General features: G+C 74.2%; 11 protein-coding genes. 6 read left to right on the plus strand and 5 right to left on the minus strand.

Annotation, left to right across the window (positions count from 1 at the left end; all coding sequences use genetic code 11):
- Nucleotides 1-55 precede the first annotated feature (55 nt).
- The 4 genes from IEZ05_RS05040 to IEZ05_RS05055 all read right to left on the minus strand — a co-directional run bounded on the left by IEZ05_RS05040 (nt 56) and on the right by IEZ05_RS05055 (nt 5,907).
- Nucleotides 56-1,312, minus strand: coding sequence for a hypothetical protein (locus IEZ05_RS05040; protein WP_189228778.1), 1,257 nt, complete (start codon nt 1,310-1,312; stop codon nt 56-58).
- Nucleotides 1,309-3,072 carry a DUF3492 domain-containing protein gene (locus IEZ05_RS05045; protein WP_229869571.1) on the minus strand — a complete coding sequence of 588 codons (1,764 nt, stop codon included), beginning with the start codon at nt 3,070-3,072 and terminating at the stop codon, nt 1,309-1,311. Before IEZ05_RS05045 ends, IEZ05_RS05040 begins: the two co-directional genes overlap by 4 nt.
- Nucleotides 3,073-3,287: 215 nt before the next feature.
- Nucleotides 3,288-4,877, minus strand: a complete 1,590-nt coding sequence (locus IEZ05_RS05050) for a DUF3152 domain-containing protein (RefSeq protein WP_189228780.1) — start codon at nt 4,875-4,877, stop codon at nt 3,288-3,290.
- A 7-nt stretch (nt 4,878-4,884) separates the two neighbouring features.
- Nucleotides 4,885-5,907 carry an alpha/beta fold hydrolase gene (locus IEZ05_RS05055; protein ID WP_189228781.1) on the minus strand — a complete coding sequence of 341 codons (1,023 nt, stop codon included), beginning with the start codon at nt 5,905-5,907 and terminating at the stop codon, nt 4,885-4,887.
- Nucleotides 5,908-6,105: 198 nt separating this feature from the next.
- Between IEZ05_RS05055 and IEZ05_RS05060 the strand changes: the two genes are divergently transcribed.
- The 4 genes from IEZ05_RS05060 to IEZ05_RS05075 all read left to right on the plus strand — a co-directional run bounded on the left by IEZ05_RS05060 (nt 6,106) and on the right by IEZ05_RS05075 (nt 7,980).
- A complete protein-coding gene (locus IEZ05_RS05060; RefSeq protein WP_189228782.1) occupies nt 6,106-6,327 on the plus strand; it encodes a hypothetical protein in 222 nt (73 codons plus the stop codon).
- 187 nt (nt 6,328-6,514) lie between these two features.
- Nucleotides 6,515-7,156: a TetR/AcrR family transcriptional regulator gene (locus tag IEZ05_RS05065; RefSeq protein ID WP_077801099.1), complete on the plus strand. Its 642-nt coding sequence runs from the start codon at nt 6,515-6,517 to the stop codon at nt 7,154-7,156.
- A 155-nt stretch (nt 7,157-7,311) separates the two neighbouring features.
- A complete protein-coding gene (locus IEZ05_RS05070) occupies nt 7,312-7,539 on the plus strand; it encodes a DUF3107 domain-containing protein (protein ID WP_161168724.1) in 228 nt (75 codons plus the stop codon).
- Between the two features lie 171 nt (nt 7,540-7,710).
- Complete coding sequence (locus tag IEZ05_RS05075; protein ID WP_189228783.1) at nt 7,711-7,980, plus strand: hypothetical protein; 270 nt, start codon at nt 7,711-7,713, stop codon at nt 7,978-7,980.
- Between the two features lie 168 nt (nt 7,981-8,148).
- Here the strand turns inward: IEZ05_RS05075 and IEZ05_RS05080 are convergent, their stop codons facing one another.
- Nucleotides 8,149-8,904, minus strand: coding sequence for a ferritin-like domain-containing protein (locus IEZ05_RS05080; RefSeq protein WP_189228784.1), 756 nt, complete (start codon nt 8,902-8,904; stop codon nt 8,149-8,151).
- Between the two features lie 494 nt (nt 8,905-9,398).
- Here IEZ05_RS05080 and IEZ05_RS05085 point away from each other — a divergent pair, with 494 nt between their 5' ends.
- Together IEZ05_RS05085 and IEZ05_RS05090 are read left to right on the plus strand one after the other, a co-directional pair.
- Complete coding sequence (locus IEZ05_RS05085; RefSeq protein WP_189228785.1) at nt 9,399-12,011, plus strand: DEAD/DEAH box helicase; 2,613 nt, start codon at nt 9,399-9,401, stop codon at nt 12,009-12,011.
- Between the two features lie 252 nt (nt 12,012-12,263).
- Nucleotides 12,264-13,148 carry an alpha/beta fold hydrolase gene (locus IEZ05_RS05090; protein ID WP_189228786.1) on the plus strand — a complete coding sequence of 295 codons (885 nt, stop codon included), beginning with the start codon at nt 12,264-12,266 and terminating at the stop codon, nt 13,146-13,148.
- Nucleotides 13,149-13,150 lie beyond the last annotated feature (2 nt).

A 13,150-nucleotide genomic window follows, 5' to 3' on the forward strand; every position in this document is an offset into this window, starting at 1 on the left:
GTCTCCTTCTGGGGGTGGTACGGGACGTGGGTGGGGGGTTGCCCGGAGCGCGCGGTCATCGCGGCTGCTCCGTGGGTGCGTGGGCGGACGCTCTGGTGAGGCGGCGGGTCGCGTGCACGAGGAGGACCAGGGCGCCGATGCCGCAGGCCGTCACCGGGACACCGGCCGGGCCCGAGGCGGCCACGAGGGCCTCGACGGGAGTGGCCAGGAAACCGCAGCCGGGGAGGCGGCCGGCGAAGACCGTGGCGAGGGCGGTCGCCTCGGTTGCTGCCGTGACGGTGAGGACGAGCCTGGAGGCGTGGGTGAAGCCGTGGACGGCGAGGAGACGGGCCGGCAGCAGGAGCGCGCCGAGGGTGAGCGCCTGGGGGTAGGCGGCGGACTCGCCGAGGGCAGCGCCGGTCAGCGCGAGCAGGGCCGTCAGGGCGACCAGGAACAGGGCGAACGTGCCGAGCAGCAGGGGGCGTACGGAGGCCGAGAAGTCCGTCAGTCCGCGGCTGGCGGCCAGTTTGCGGCGGGCCCCGGCAGCGAACAGGTAGGCGCTTACGGCGGCGGGTGCGCAGGCCAGGGCGAGGGCCACGACGGGGGCGACGGTGACGGGCCAGGGTCCGTCACCGGTGCCGTCGGGCAGGCCGTCGGGGCCTCCGGTGACGGCGGCGTTCAGCAGGCCGTCGCCGAGCAGGGCGTAGCCGACGAGCCAGCAGGTCGAGGTGGAGCCGGCGTCGGTACCGGCGCTCAGCGGACCCCGGCGCAGTGCGGCGCGCAGGGCCAGGGTCACCGCGAGGACGGCGACGACGGCCACGGTCAGCCGCGACCGTCCGTCCGTGAGGCGCAGGCCGGCCACGGCTGCGGCGCACAGCACCCCGGGCAGCAGGGCGAGGACGATCCAGGTGCCTCGCACCCGGGGCGCCGGCGGTGCGGCGAGGCGCGCGGGTGCATCGGCGTCGCGCGGGACGCGGGCGAACATCTCCTCGGCGAGGGAGAAGACGTTCCGGTGCCGGAAGCGGGCCGCGGTCCGGTCGGTGACGCCGTGCGCCTCCAGTCCCGCCGCGATCTCCAGGGGGTCCACGGCCCGTTCGCACAGGTCGCGGTGACGGTGCATCAGAGCTTTGACGGGATCGGCGGCGCGGCGGGCGGCGGGGGCCGGCTGCTTGCCGGCCGGCGTCGCCCCTTCGGTGCGCCCCGCGCCCGGGCGTCCACCGGCGGGCGTTCCCGCACCGGGTCTCTCCACGTCCAGGCACTCCTGTGAGCGCTCGTCCCAGGCCCCCGGGCTGCTGGGGGTCTCGGGGCGGTCCAGTTCGCCCAGGCCGCTCATCGGACCCCCTCGCTCGTGGAAGCCGCGGTCGTGGCGCGGACGGGGGTGTCCGTCGCCCAGGCGGGGCCGCCCCGGGCCACGACTCGGCCGGCGGGGCCGGTCCAGCGGCCGGTGACTTGCGCCTCGGCGGGAACGGCGAACGGCAGGGGCTCTCCGGTCGCGTCGAGGACGACGCGGCGGACCGGCGTGCGCGCGAGGATGTCCAGGTAAATGCCGTGAAATGCCGCGACGTTCTGTTCGACGGTGAACAGTTCCAGCGCGCGGGCGCGCGCGGCGGCGCCCAGGCGCTCACGGCGCTCGGGGTCGCGCAGCAGGGCGACACACGCCTCGGCGAGCGCCCGCGGATTGCGCGGGGGCACGACGAGTCCGGTGCCGCCGATGGCCTCCACCACGGCGCCGACGTCCGTGGACACCGTCGCCCGGCCGCAGAACATGGCCTCGACCAGGCCGGCCGGGAATCCCTCGACGACGCTGGAGAGGACGACGAGGGCGCCCGAGGCGTACGCGTCGGCGCGGGAGGGCAGTTCCGGCCCGCCGGTCTCCTCGAAGGACACCGGGTTGTCGCCGACGGCGTGCGGACCGGTGGCCTCGTCGGGGAAGAGCTGTGCGGCCAGGGCCTTGCAGTGGGTGAGGTAGGCCGCGCCCTCGGGGCCGACGGGGGCGCCGACGATCCTGAGCCGTGCCGCGGGCTCCTGCCTGCGGATCTCCGCGAAGGCGTGCAGCAGCGAGACCAGGTCCTTGGCGGGCTCGACGCGGCCGACCCAGACGAGGGTGTGCGGATCGGCGCACTGCGGGGACTCCCCCGCCTCCGCGAAGGGCGCCGCGTCCATGCCCGGGGGGACCGTGCGGAGCTTGGCGCGGTCGGCGCCGCAGCGTTCCTGCCAGCGGCGGGCGTGCGCGTTGCCCGGCGTGATCACGGCCGCGCGCCGGTAGGTCTCGGCGGCCAGCCGGCCGTGGAAGGCGGCCAGCAGGGACCGTATCGCGGGCGGCGCACCGTGGTCCGTGAGGTAGTGGGTCCGCAGCCGCACGCCGTACTCCGTCACCAGCAGGGGCACGCCGTGGAAGTGCCGGGCGAGCAGGCCGGGCAGGGCCGCGGTACCGCCGGAGGCCGCGTGGCACAGGTCGACCGCGCCGAGCCTGTCGGCGTCGTACCAGTCGAGCGACAGGGGGCGCAGGGCGCGTTCGAGGCGTGCGGCGACGGTCAGCAGCTCGGGGACGCGGGCCGCGCGGGCGGTACGCGGGGCGCCGGGCGCGCGGCAGGCGCGTTCCAGGGCGCGCACGGCGGTCTCCGAGCGGAGGGCGCCCGCCAGTCCGTCCTCGTCGCGGGCGAGTTCGGCGAGGCCGTACAGCGCACTGGCGAAACGGTCCGCCTCAACGGCCGACGCCTGTTCCGACGTACCGGACGGGTCCTGCGGAGCGGCGGTGCAGAGGGTGGCGGCCAGCTCGCCGTAGCACTCGGCGAAGCGCCGGCGTGCGCGCCGTCCGTACGCCCAGCGGTCGCTCCGCGTCACCCTTCCGACGATCCCCTGCGAGCCGCCCCTGCGGCCGTCGTCGTCGGCGTCCCACAGCGGCGCGGTGAGCACCCGGGTGACCTGCGGCGGCAGCGGGACCCATCCCTCGTCCTCCTGGTGCCGGCTGCGGCTGAGCGCGTAGACGTCGAACTCGTGCTGCCCCAGCCCGCGCACGAGCCGGTCGCACCAGAGTCCGGCCTCACCGCTCACATACGGATAGCCACCCTCCGTAAGCAGTCCGATGCGCACGCGCGCACCCCCGATCTCCCGTCTGGGGAGCCGCCGTTGGCCCGGCGGCTCGCAGCGGGACGAACGTATGCGGACCAGGCGGTGGCGCGATGGACGGTTGTCCATCGCGCCACCAAAAGGGGTGAACGGTCGTAACTTTCCCGTGCGGGACGCGTTCGGTCGCGCTAAGGGATCAAGCGGTCACCGTGCGCAACGCGTCGGCCATGCCTGGCGGGTCAGCCGTTGGGGTAGGCCCAGGCGTTGGGACGGCAGTCGATTCCGTCGTGGTCCACGAACTTGGTCTGCTGCTGCATGACCGGGGCGAGTTCGCCGTCCTTGTCGCAGGAGACGTGGTTGTAGCCGATGCGGTGGCCGACCTCGTGGTTGATGAGCATCTGCCGGTAGGCGTGGATCTGGTCGCCGAAGGGCTCGGCGCCCTGCGCCCACCGGTAGGCGTTGATCATCACGCGTTCGGTGGCGGCCGAGTCGCAGGAGACGTTGTCCTCGGTGGTGTCGAGGCCGGACTTGGCGCACCAGTCGGCCGTGGTGCCGGGGCTGGCGAGCGTGATCACGAAGTCGGGCTGCCCGGAGTGGATGCGTTCGAACGTACGGGCGCCGTTGTGCGCCCAGCTCCGGTTGTCGTTGAGCGTCTTCTGCACGGCCTGCGCGAAGAGTTCACCGTCGAGGCCGAGACCCTGCTCCACGTCCACGCGGTAGGTGTACTTCTGCCCCGTCCCCGGCGCCTTGTCGATGCCGGGGATCGCCTCGAACTTCCCCGACCCCTTGTAGGTGGCGCCGAGCGGATAGGTCTTGGCCATCTTCTGCTCGTACGTCAGCGGCGCCGCGGCACCGGACGCGGACGGGATCGGCCGCTCGTCCGCACGGGACGCGGGGTCGCGGACGTCCCGGGCCTGGTCGGTCGCGGCCTGGGAGCGCGCGCCCTCGGCGTTCTGGCCGTCGGCGACCTGGCCGGCCACGACGACCGCCAGCACGGTGGTGACGGCGGCGGCGGCGATGCCGGTGAAGGTCCTCCCCTTGCCGCCCTTGGCCGGCGCGGGTTCACCGGTGGGTGCCGCGTCGTCGGCGCCGGGGGTGCCGGGGGCGTCGCCGGACCTCCAGTCGGTGACGGAGGCGTACGGGTCGGGCGCCTGGGCGGGGACGGGGGTACGGCGCTGGGTGCGGGTCGAGAAGACGTCGTCGTCCTCGCCGAAGGCGTCCAGGTAGTCCCGCCGCGGCCCTTGCTCGGGCGCCTGCCGCTGCCGCGGGAACGGCACGCCGGGCCCCGTGGGCCGGCCGGGCGCGGACACGCCGGGCTGCGGTCCGGCCGCGGCCCGCCCGCCCACGTCGCCCCAGCCTCCGCCGGCTTCGCGCTGCTCGGGATGCCCGCCACGAACCTGGGGCATCCCCTGCGCGGGAGTCCCGCCCGGGAACCGGGGCACACCCCGCGCAGGCGCACCGCCGGGGGCACCCTGCGCAGACGCACCGCCCCCGACACGCGGCGAACCGTGGGCGGGCGTGCCGTCCGGGAACCTCGGGAAGCCCTGCGCCTGTGTACCGCCCTGAACCCGCGGAAAGCCCTGCGCGGGCGTGCCGTCGGGGAGCCGGGGAACGCCGTGCGCCGGCGTGCCGTCCGGCGGCTGTGGGGCCGTCTGGCCCCAGGCGCCGCCCGGCACCGTGCCCTGGGCGACCGGGCCCGGCACTCCGTTCGCCGGCGGCGCGGGCATGCGTCGTCGGCCCGGGCGTCCGGCCCGGTCCTCCCGCGCTGCCGCGGGGGCGTCCGCGTTGTCGCCCTTGGGGGCGGGTCCGCGGCGGCTGTGGCGTCCCACTCGCGCCTCAGCCTCCTGTGGTCTGGTTGGCGGGCTCGTCGTCGACGGCCCCGTCGGTGCTCTTGCCGACCGCCGACCCCTCGGTGTCCGCGAGGAGTTCGCGGAACGCCGTGGCCACGGTCTCCGGATATTCCATCATCGCCACGTGTCCCGCCTCCGGCAGGGTCAGCAGCCGGGAGTCACGGAAGGCGCGGGCCGCGCGCTGAGCCATGCGGTGACCGACGAGTTGGTCCCGTCCACCGTAGACCAGCAGGGTCGGCGCGAGAACCCGTTCGGCCTGCCGCCACAGCCCGTGCTGGCCGCCCACGGTGTACGCGCTGACGATCCCGCGCGCCGAACGCGCCATCGCGTCCCAGAAGTACGGCAGTTGCAGCCGCCGCTCCATCTCCTCCACGGCGTTGCGGAAGCCCTCCGGCGACACCCTCCCGGGGTCGCCGTAGCAGAGCGCCGTCACCCCGCGGACCCGCTGCTCGGCGGTCCACTCCCTGGTGAGCCGGGTGAACAGCGACACCACTCCCGGCAGCGCCAGCAGCCCCGTCGGCACCGCGCTGCGCTGGACGCGGATCTCCGGCAGCGCGGGCGACACGAGAGTCAGCGTGCGCACGAGGTCGGGCCGCACCGCGGCGACGCGCGTAGCGACCGCGCCGCCGAGCGAGTTGCCGAAGAGGTGGACGGGGCCGCGCCCGGCCGCGTCGAGGTGGCGGACGACCGCGCGCGCGTGACCCGAGACGGAGTAGTCGCCGTCGTCCGGTGGCGGCGAGTCACCGAAGCCGGGCAGGTCGACGGCCTCGCTGTCGACGACGTCGTCCAGCAGCGGTATCAGCGCCGACCAGTTCTGCGAGGAACCGCCGAGGCCGTGGACGTACAGCGCGGGCGGGAGCCCCTGGCGCGCCGGCCGCCTGGAGCGCACCGTCAGAGTGATTCCGGGCAGGTGGACCGAGCTGAGCCGCTCGCCCTCCACGACCTTGACGGCCGCCACCTTCGGCAGCACGTTGGCGGGCGGCACGGACGGCAGCTCGGTCGAAGACATGCGCCAATGTTACGAGACGATCACGCAGTGGCTCATGTGTTCGCCATCACAAGCACGGGCGCGGCGCCGGGCGGCCGGGTACCCGCGATCGGCGCACGGTGACGCCTGGCGGCGGAATCGGGTGTCTCCTAGGCTCATGGAGAGGGCACCCGCATGTGGCCCCTGCATCCAGGGACGTCCGTAGGAAGGGAGCCCAGCATGACCGTCGACCCCACCGACCCGGAGACCTTCGAGGAAGAGGACCGGGAGCCTCAGGAACTCGGCGTCGAGGCCCCCGACGCCGACGCGGCCGAGCAGCACGCCGACATCACGCCCGACCGCGACGACCCGCTGACCGACGTGGAACCGGACCGCGCCAACGAGGCCGACCTGGTCGAACAGGCCCGGGTCGTCTCGCACGACGAGGACGACTACCGCTGAGGCGGGGGGCCGCCGAGCAGGAGGGAGGCCGATTTTTGCCCGGCCTGCGACCTTTTGAAACCTGTTGTGCGGCTATCGCCACCGTCCGGTCCGTGAAATTCTGCGCTCGCACCGCGCACACCACGGTTACCGAAAAGTACGATGGCGACGCGGCGCACACCGCACGTGGACGACTTTGGGAGGCGGCGTGACAGCCATCGAGCAGACAGAGGCGGTACGCCCGCGGGGCACACGCCTTCCCCGCCGTGCCCGACGCAACCAGCTGCTGGGCGCCGCCCAGGAAGTGTTCGTGGCGCAGGGCTACCACGCCGCCGCGATGGACGACATCGCCGAGCGCGCCGGTGTCAGCAAGCCGGTGCTGTACCAGCACTTCCCGGGCAAGCTCGACCTCTACCTCGCCCTGCTGGACCAGCACTGCGAGGCGCTGATCCAGTCCGTGCGGAACGCGCTCGCGTCGACGACCGACAACAAGCAGCGCGTCCGGGCGACGATGGACGCCTACTTCGCGTACGTCGAGGACGACGGCGGCGCCTTCCGCCTGGTCTTCGAGTCGGACCTGACCAACGAGCCCGCCGTGCGCGAGCGCGTCGACAAGGTCACGAACGAGTGCGCCGAGGCGATCTGCGACGTCATCGCCGAGGACACCGGCCTCTCCCGCGCCGAGTCGATGCTGCTGGCCTCCGGACTGGGCGGCCTCGCCCAGGTGGTGGCCCGCGCCTGGCTGCACAGCGACCGCAGCGTGCCGCGCGACCAGGCGGTCCAGCTGCTGACGTCGCTGGCCTGGCGGGGCATCGCCGGTTTCCCGTTGCACGGCAGCGAGCAGCACTGACCGTCGCACGTTCGGCGTACGGCGGCGTTTGTTCCCCCCGGCTGTTCGCTCCTGGCGTTCTCGGGCGGAGCGTGGACGTCCCCTCACCGGGCTAATGTGTGCTGGGTACGGCGCGGAAGATCGCGCACATCACTGACCGTCGGAGGGACATAGCCGTGGAGGTCAAGATCGGCGTGCAGCACGCGCCCCGCGAGATCGTTCTGGAGAGCGGTCAGAGTGCCGAGGAGGTAGAGCGCGTGGTGGCCGAGGCACTGGCCGGCAAGTCGCAGCTGCTGAGCCTCGTGGACGAGCACGGCCGCAAGGTCCTGGTCCCGGCCGACCGCCTCGCGTACGTCGAGCTCGGCGAGCCGAGCCCGCGCAAGGTGGGCTTCGGCGCGCTGTAGCCGACGGAAGAAGCACGGAGAAGGGCCCGGCGGCCACGACCGCCGGGCCCTTTCCCGTTTCCCCGTCCGGAGCACAGCTCACCCACAGGAGGAGGATTGCATTCCGCAGGTCAGGGGTAAGTCGGCCAATGACCGTTTTGGGCAGGCCGGCCACGTGGGAGGGACCCCGACATGCTCCTGGAAGCGCTCAGCGCCTCGATCCTCGGCCTCGCTCTGGCCTGGGCCGCCGCCCACCGTCTGCCGCACCGCCTCCCCGACCGCGTCCTGGTCCTGCCGACGGGTGTCGCCGGGGCCCTGTTCGGAGCGTTCGTCACGCACACCGCGCTGGGTGCAGGCGGGCTCCTGCTGGTCCTCATGGGCGCGGCGGCCGTATCGGCGGCCTCGCTGTCGCTGCTGCTGCGGCCGGCGGGAAGACTGCGGCGCCGTTCGGCGACCGCCTGACCGGCCGCCGGTGGTGGCGCCGACGGCGAGGACGGCCCGTGCCGCACCCGGGCGGATCACGGCGCCCGGACTGACGCCGGGGCTTGCTTCCCGTGCCGGCCGGCACGGGAACCCGGTCCGGGTGGTGCCCGGACCGAGCGGTACCCCGGCCCCCGGTCCTGGCGGTGCCTAGGCCGCCAGCCCCAGCGCCGCCATCCGCTTGGTGTGCGCCTCGGTGATCCGGGAGAACATGCGGCCCACCTCGGCGAGGTCGAAGCCGTCCGCGACACCGCCCACGAGCATCGTCGACAGCGCGTCCCGGTCGGCGACCACCCGCTGGGACTGCGACAGCGCCTCACCCATCAGCCGCCGCGCCCACAGCGCCAGCCGCCCGCCCACCCGCGGGTCCGCGTCGATCGCCGCGCGCACCTTCTCCACGGCGAAGCTCGCGTGCCCGGTGTCGTCCAGCACGGCCAGCACCAGACTCCGGGTGTCGGAGTCGAGCCGGGCGGCGACCTCCCGGTAGAAGTCGCTGGCGATGGAGTCGCCGACGTAGGCCTTGACGAGACCCTCCAGCCAGTCCGAGGGGTCCGTCTGCTTGTGGAAACCGTCGTAGGCGGCCACGAACGGCTCCATGGCCGCCGTCGGCTCCTCACCGATCTCGGCGAGCCGGTCGCGCAGCCGCTCGAAGTGGTGGAACTCCGCCGACGCCATCTTCGCCAGCTCCGCCTTGTCCGCCAGCGTGGGCGCCAGCTTGGCGTCCTCCGCGAGCCGCTCGAACGCCGCCAGCTCGCCGTACGCGAGCGCGCCGAGCAGGTCCACGACCGCGGCACGGTACTGCGGGTCGGCGGCTGCCGTCGCCCAGTCCTGGGCGGCGACTCCGGTGGCTCCGGTGGTTTCGGCGGGGGCGTCTGCGGCGTTGCCAGGCTTGTCAGAGCTCGTCATGCAGCGCACAATAGCCCGCCCGCCGCGGACCGTAAGGGCCTGGTCAGTCACTGTGACGACGACTACGTGACCAAATCGGCCATCGCGTGTGCGCGAATCCGGGGTATGGTGGTAATGCGCCTGCCGAGTATGTGACGTACGGGTACGTGACATCTTCGTCGGGCCGCACGCATGAGGATGCCCGGTCGGTGGCCCGATCGGCTCCGACCCGACAGCCCTCCCTGCCGTACGCCACACTGCGTACGGAGCCCGGAGGGGGACCCTCAGTGGTACGAGCGCTGGAGCGTCGACAGAGGTCCCGTGTCCTACGGCCCCACCCGTAAGGGCGGCCGACGTCCCCGACACGGTCCGGCACGACCCGCGCGCTCGCCTCGCACCACGCACACAGAAGAGGCAGCACCCTGACTACGACGTTTCGATCCCTCGGAATCCTCCCCGAGACCGCCGAAGCCCTCGAGGCCGTCGGCATCCTCACTCCCTTCCCCATCCAGGAGATGACGCTCCCCGTTGCCCTGTCGGGCAAGGACGTCATCGGCCAGGCCAAGACCGGCACCGGCAAGACGCTGGGCTTCGGCCTCCCGCTCCTCGAGCGCGTCACCGTCCCCGCCGACGTCGAGGCGGGCCGCGCGGCGCCCGAGTCCCTGACCGACGCCCCGCAGGCCCTCGTCGTCGTCCCGACGCGCGAGCTGTGCCAGCAGGTCACCAACGACCTGCTGACCGCCGGCAAGGTCCGCAACGTGCGCGTTCTCGCGATCTACGGCGGCCGGGCGTACGAGCCGCAGGTGGAGGCCCTGAAGAAGGGCGTCGACGTGATCGTCGGCACCCCGGGCCGTCTGCTGGACCTCGCGGGCCAGAAGAAGCTGAGCCTGAAGCACATCAAGAGCCTGGTCCTCGACGAGGCCGACGAGATGCTCGACCTGGGCTTCCTGCCCGACGTCGAGAAGATCATCAACATGCTGCCGGCCAAGCGCCAGACGATGCTGTTCTCGGCCACCATGCCGGGCGCCGTCATCGGACTGGCCCGCCGCTACATGTCGCAGCCCACGCACATCTCCGCCACCTCGCCGGACGACGCGGGCGCGACGGTCGCCAACACGAAGCAGTTCGTCTACCGCGCGCACAACATGGACAAGCCCGAGATGGTGGCGCGCATACTGCAGGCCGACGGCCGGGGACTGGCCATGGTCTTCTGCCGCACCAAGCGCACCGCGGCCGACCTGGCCGACCAGCTCAAGCAGCGCGGCTTCGCCTCCGGCGCGGTCCACGGCGACCTCGGCCAGGGCGCCCGCGAGCAGGCCCTGCGCGCCTTCCGCAACGGCAAGGTGGACGTGCTCGTCTGCACCGACGTCGCCGCCCGCGGCATCGACGTCGAGGGCGTGACGCACGTCATCAACTACCAGTCGCCGGAAGAGGAGAAGACGTACCTGCACCGCATCGGCCGCACCGGCCGCGCGGGCGCCAAGGGTACGGCGATCACGCTGGTCGACTGGGACGACATCCCGCGCTGGCAGCTGATCAACAAGGCGCTGGACCTGGGCTTCAACGAGCCGCCGGAGACGTACTCCACCTCCCCGCACTTCTACACCGACCTCGGCATCCCCGAGGGCACCAAGGGCGTCCTGCCGCGCTCGGAGCGCACGCGCGCCGGGCTGGACGCGGAGGAGCTGGAGGACCTGGGCGAGCCGGGCGGCCGGGGCGCTCGCGTCCGCGGTGGCCGTGGTGGCCGGGACGAGTCCCGTTCCGCCGACCGCGAGCGTTCCTCCGACGGCGAGCGTTCCTCCCGTACGACGCCGCGCCGTCGTCGCCGTACGCGCGGCGGGGCGCAGGTGGAGGCGCCGGCCGCCGGGACCACCGCGCCCGAGGCCGTGACCGGCGGCGCGGACGGCGCCACGGACACGGAGGGCACCGCCCAGGGGCCCCGCACCCTGCGTCGCCGTCGCCGTACGCGGAGCGGTGAGCCGGCCCAGCAGCCGGTGACGGCCGCCACGACGGAGGCCACGGCACCGGAGACCGCCGTGGCGACGGCGGAGGGCACGGCTCCGGAAGCTTCGGAGAACGTCGAGGCCCCGGCGAAGCCGCGTCGTCGCCGCACCCGCAGGTCCGCCGAGACACCGGCCGCGGCGGTGGAGGCCGCCGCGGTGGCCGAGCCGACGGCTGTCGAGGCCGCTGTGGTCGAGGCCCCGGTGGCCGAGGTTGCCGAGGTGACCGCGGTCGAGGCGCCCGTCGAGAAGCCGCGTCGGCGCACCCGCAAGGCCACGGCCTCGGCTGCCGCCGAGACAGCGGTCGACACGGCCGAGGGAGTGGCCGAGCCGGCCGCCGAGCCGGCGGAGACGAAGCCGCGCCGCACGCGCAAGAAGGCGACGGCACCGGCGGAGACGGCGGAGACGAAGCCCCGCCGCACCCGCAAGGCCGCTGCCGAGGCGCCGGAGGCCGTCGAGGTCACCGAGGCCCCGGAGGCGGCCGAGGCCAAGCCGCGCCGCACCCGCAAGACGGCCGCCGCCAAGGCGGAAGCCGCCGTCGACACGGCCGAGGCCGCGGAGACCAAGCCGCGCCGCCGCACCCGCAAGGCCGCCGAACCGGCCGAGGCCACCGCCGAGATCCCGGCCCAGGCCTCCCAGGAGCCGGAGGCGGCCGAGGCCAAGCCGCGCCGCACCCGCAAGACGGCCGCCGCCAAGGCGGAGACCGCCGTCGACACGGCCGAGGGCACGGAGACCAAGCCGCGCCGCCGCACCCGCAAGGCCGCTGCCGAAGCGCCGGAGGCCGTCGAGGCCACCGAGGCCCCGGAAGCCGCCGAGGCCAAGCCGCGCCGCACCCGCAAGACGGCCGCCGCCAAGGCGGAAGCCGCCGTCGACACGGCCGAGGCCGCGGAGACCAAGCCGCGCCGCCGCACCCGCAAGGCCGCCGAACCGGCCGAGGCCACCGCCGAGATCCCGGCCCAGGCCTCCCAGGAGCCGGAGGCGGCACCGCGGCGTCGGACCCGCAAGGCCGCGGCGGTCGCCGAGGCTCCCGTCGAGGCCGCCGACGCGGCCGAGGCGAAGCCGAAGGTTCGCCGTACGCGCAAGGCGGCCACGGCTGCGAAGCAGCCCGCGGAGTCGGCCGAGAGCTGATCCCACCGCTTGATCCGTCCGTCGGCCCGGTCCCGCCACCCAGGCGGGGCCGGGCCGACGGCGTATCCGGTCCCGCTGTCCGGGCGGTGCGGTGGGATGACGCCGCGGGTGGAGTCGCCTGTCCGCGCTGACGGAGTGCCTCCCAGGCCGTTCAGGCACTGGGGGAGGCACGACGACCGCAGGCCGCGCGGCCGGCCGCGGGGTGCGCCGCCCGGGGACGCCCCGCGTCCCGTCCCCGGATAATCTCTGCCCGTGAGCACGAATGCCCGCTTCACCCCGCCGCCCGATGCCCGCGCGTACCGGCTGCGTACCGCGCGTGGTGAGTTCGCCGTCGTCGATTCGCCCGTGGCGGGCGGGGGCGTGCCGAAAGGGGTCGTGCTGATGCTGCCCGGGTTCACGGGCAGCAAGGAGGACTTCACGCTGCTGCACGAGCCCCTCGCCGCGCGCGGGTACCGTACGGTCGCCGTGGACGGGCGGGGACAGTACGAGTCCGACGGCCCGGAGCACGACGAGTCCGGCTACGCGCAGGACGAGCTGGCCCGGGACGTCCTCGCGCAGGTCGCCGCGCTCGGAACGCCCGTGCACCTCGTCGGGCACTCCCTCGGCGGCCAGATCGCCCGTGCCGCCGTGCTGCTCGACCACTCCCCCTTCGTCTCCCTCACGCTGATGTCGTCGGGCCCGGCGCGGATCTCCGTCTCCCAGCAGCAGCGCGTGAAACTCCTGCGGGACGCGCTCGACACCATGACGATGGCTCAGGTGTGGGAGGTGATGCAGGCGATGGGGCCGCCCGAGGAGGCAGGCGCCCCGGTGCCCGCCCACGGCCCGGACGCTCCGCAACGGCTGCGCGAGCGCTGGCTCGGCACCCGGCCTGCCCAACTGCTCGCCACGGGGCGCCAGTTGTGCACCGAGCCGGACCGCGTCGCCGAACTCGCCGCGGTGCCACTGCCGTTCCACGTACTGTCGGGCGCCTTCGACGACACCTGGCCCGTGCCCCTCCTGGACGAGATGGCCGTACGGCTCGACGCGCGCCGGACCGTCGTCCCGGGGGCCGAGCACTCGCCCAACACGGATCAGCCGCTGGCGACGGCCCAGGCCCTGGCCGACTTCTGGGACGGCGTCCCCGCGCCACGACCGTAGGA

The organism is Streptomyces flaveolus (assembly GCF_014648815.1).
Taxonomy (GTDB): Bacteria; Actinomycetota; Actinomycetes; order Streptomycetales; family Streptomycetaceae; genus Streptomyces; species Streptomyces flaveolus.

Coding starts and splice junctions, on each gene's coding strand:
- IEZ05_RS05040 (WP_189228778.1), bottom strand. CDS start 1,312: ATGAGCGGCCTGGGCGAACTGGACCGCCCCGAGACCCCCAGCAGCCCG.
- IEZ05_RS05075 (WP_189228783.1), top strand. CDS start 7,711: ATGCTCCTGGAAGCGCTCAGCGCCTCGATCCTCGGCCTCGCTCTGGCC.
- IEZ05_RS05085 (WP_189228785.1), top strand. CDS start 9,399: ATGACGCTCCCCGTTGCCCTGTCGGGCAAGGACGTCATCGGCCAGGCC.
- IEZ05_RS05060 (WP_189228782.1), top strand. CDS start 6,106: ATGACCGTCGACCCCACCGACCCGGAGACCTTCGAGGAAGAGGACCGG.
- IEZ05_RS05080 (WP_189228784.1), bottom strand. CDS start 8,904: ATGACGAGCTCTGACAAGCCTGGCAACGCCGCAGACGCCCCCGCCGAA.
- IEZ05_RS05055 (WP_189228781.1), bottom strand. CDS start 5,907: ATGTCTTCGACCGAGCTGCCGTCCGTGCCGCCCGCCAACGTGCTGCCG.